This is a genomic window from Massilia sp. Root351 (assembly GCF_001425045.1).
Taxonomy (GTDB): Bacteria; Pseudomonadota; Gammaproteobacteria; order Burkholderiales; family Burkholderiaceae_D; genus Rugamonas.
Window position 1 is genome coordinate 1 of the sequence record NZ_LMDJ01000027.1, and the last position, 3048, is coordinate 3048.

Annotated in this window: 4 protein-coding genes; all 4 read right to left on the bottom strand. The window is 50.4% G+C overall.

Annotation, left to right across the window (positions count from 1 at the left end):
• Positions 1–125 precede the first annotated feature (125 nt).
• The 4 genes from ASD15_RS32440 to ASD15_RS32455 all read right to left on the bottom strand — a co-directional run bounded on the left by ASD15_RS32440 (position 126) and on the right by ASD15_RS32455 (position 2160).
• Positions 126–470, bottom strand: a complete 345-nt coding sequence (locus tag ASD15_RS32440; protein WP_157201040.1) for a hypothetical protein — start codon at positions 468–470, stop codon at positions 126–128.
• A gap of 144 nt (positions 471–614) precedes the next feature.
• Positions 615–914 carry a hypothetical protein gene (locus ASD15_RS32445; protein WP_157201041.1) on the bottom strand — a complete coding sequence of 100 codons (300 nt, stop codon included), beginning with the start codon at positions 912–914 and terminating at the stop codon, positions 615–617.
• Positions 915–1013: 99 nt separating this feature from the next.
• On the bottom strand, positions 1014–1439 hold the full coding sequence (locus tag ASD15_RS32450) for a hypothetical protein (RefSeq protein WP_157201042.1): 426 nt from the start codon (positions 1437–1439) through the stop codon (positions 1014–1016).
• A 163-nt stretch (positions 1440–1602) separates the two neighbouring features.
• Positions 1603–2160 (bottom strand): hypothetical protein, encoded by a 558-nt coding sequence (locus tag ASD15_RS32455; protein ID WP_157201043.1) that lies wholly within the window; start codon positions 2158–2160, stop codon positions 1603–1605.
• Between the last annotated feature and the right edge of the window lie 888 nt (positions 2161–3048).

Sequence of the window (3048 nt, forward strand, 5' to 3'; positions counted from 1 at the left end):
TCCATAATCGAATTTGTGGGCACAAATTTGTCCATAATCGAATTTGTGGGCACAAATTTGTTGTGCCTTCGATTCGATCATCAGAGATGCTGCCGCTTGAAGTCTAGACGGCAGTGGCTGGACGCTTACGTACATACGAAAGGTTCACCTTTAGTACCGGTATAGCCGACCCGCACGCCGGCATTGAACTGCACAGTGAGCGTCGCTCGTTTTACGGAATCCCAGGCGACGTTCTGCTTTGACAGAGCGGCGCGTAAGAATGTCGATTGCTCGGCAGCGACGCTAGCGGCGATTATATTATTGGGGTATGCATCTTCAGAAATGAGATTGAACTCTACGCGCCGTGGTGCCACGCGAACGCAGCTATAGAGCAAACCTAATGTCCAGAAACCTTGGTAGTCATTGTTGCGGCTGATGAATCTGGAAAGAAGGCCAGAAGCGCAATGCTTGAGACGAGAGCGAATTTTCATGCGTGGTCCTAGAAGGGTGAGCGCCCTTTAAGCCCATCCGCGGCGCGGAGCACATCATCATATCACCACTATGGCCGTTGTAGGCTATGTCACCCTACTTGCTGTCACGACAAAGTGCCAGTATCCGGTTGTGGCCGGTGACGGTCACCCAATGTTAAATACCGATGCGTTGATTGCAAATCTGATTGCAGCACGCTCCTCATCAAAATGCGTGGCCTGCTCACGGTGGCCGCGTTCCTGATAGTAAACACCAAAGCCAGCAACAGGATTCGCTACGCAATACCATCCATCAAGAGTTTTTCTGTTCCAATGCAACCAGTTGGAGTCCGAATTAAAGCTGCGAAGTACGGCCGAGAGATTCGGGATCCGCTCCCAAAACTCATCAAAGAGCGACGCGTCACCGCCGAGCTGTTCATCGACTTTTTGCTTGAGGTACTCGTTCACGTATTTCGGTCTGTCTATTGCAGAAGTCATCGCGTTTTATCTCATGTGCCGTTAGTCCGCTTGTGGCCGAACGCGGTCTGCGACGTCCCCGTGCACATATCAAGTTTCCACCTTGGATGCAGTGAGCGCAACTTGGAATTTTGCGCCGCCAGGTGCAGCGACAGTCAAAATCAGATTCATAACGGGTTGGCCTTCCATAGACACCGCATAGCTTGTGGTGCGGAGGAGCGTCGTTGCACTGTCTGTAGTGACGTTCTTTAGCTGATAAGTAGCACCTTGAGTCTTTAGATAGTCCAAGAAGCCGACAACCAGATTCGTAGTCATCGACTCGTCTAAATCATTTGCAAAAACACTGCATACATTCGCTCCGAAATTCGTCAAGACAAAGCGAGAATTTTCGAGCTGAACGCTCCAGGCGCTACCAGAGTAACCACCCAAATACGCTGCGGCATCGATGCTTGATAGCTCTTGAAAGCCTGGCTGTGCTAACCAGTTTGTAAATTTTTCTGGATAAGGGAAGTTCATAATACATCCCTGCACAGACTGGCCAACTACCTGTACGGCAGCCAATTCGGACGGTTTAAGCGTAGCGCAAACCGCAAACGGTGAGACGGAGAGCAGAAGTGCTGCAACGAACTTTCTCATGAGCAACCTTTGAATTTTATAGCTACATGCCCCGTTCTGGCCGCTAACCGTTCGCATACTTGTCTCGCGCCGTCGGCTGCGCTGACGTCATCGATGAGCTCTCGAAGCCAGGGCGCGGACAATCTTTGTTGCTTATTATGCGTTCAATCCCCTCGTTGACCCTCATCGCGGCCTCGACGATATCGTTCAATTGTTCGAGTGATAGCCGCAGTTCATGCTGTTTCCCATCTGGATATCCAGCCACATGAACTATATTCGGTTCATTACACAAAAATGCCCACCGCCCATGAGCGAACCTATTTCGAACCTCTCGAATAAAATCAGCCTCGCGATACCAGTCAAAGCACCGCTGATAGTGAATTTCATCATGGCTGTCCATCATCTGAGTATGTACGAAATTCTCCAATTTTTCTTGAAAGGTCAGTTTTTCAATGGCACTCGAACGATTGGCATTCAAGCCAAAGAACATATTCCCTAGGGTTAGCGCTAATTTGAATTCAATTGACGAAAACACCACAAATAGTTTGCCCAAGCACCTATAGGTATGCTCCTCGGCCAATTGCGCCGGATTCGTCACATAGGGTACTGAAACCAATTCCATCCTTTCCTCAGGTCCGCTTCCGGCCCGCTCGGCCCCATAGGGCAGCATAGCTGTCAGCGCTCAATGTTTGCCACGGCTTGTACGTCGCGTATCGGGCCAGCTATTTGATTTACGTCCGCTACTGGACGTGCTCGTTCCAACGGTGCAGCATAGCATCTTGTTCCGGCGAGAACTGCGCAAATTTCCGCACGTCCGATCGCCACGCCGCTCCTGCGTCGGTGCGTAGCTATGCTTCCTCCACTTTTTTCCGTGATTGTCTTGCTAACCAGCCAGTAGCTTAGTTATCTGCTTTGTGACTGTTTCTCTTGCCTTTCGAACCTTGAATTTCGTCGGGATATGCAGCAGGAAGGAGCCCCATCGATATTTCGAGACGTCGCGCGAGGTGGACGACAAGTATTTTTCCAGCTCCATGGCAGACTCGCGATGGTACGCCCACAATACTTGGCCACGATAGGCAACGGTATAGTATGCGTCATTTGGCCATGCCAGTTGATGCTTTTCTCTGGTAGTACAATGTGAGCACCGTAAGGCCCCAACGGGAAAGTCCCGTCGGGTGCGTAGATATTTCGAATGCGCCCAGTCATCGGGGGAATAACCCGGCGGAAGATCGTGAATGGAAGCATGAGGACTTCCGTGAAGTGCTTCAAAATATAGCGCTCCATGCCATATGTGTCCGCATGAATCCTGAAACTGTTGGTACTCCAAAACACTGCTTTTCCGGAAGAACTCTACATCTGTTCTTAGTTTAAGGAGCCGCTGAATTATTCCTCAGCGGCTGAATCTGCGGCGATCTGAACCTGAGACAATACGACATTGTCCATCACTGCTCAGCCGATCATGCAACGAAGCTTTTCCGACCTTGAGTACGCCGCCAAGAAGAAGCTCACT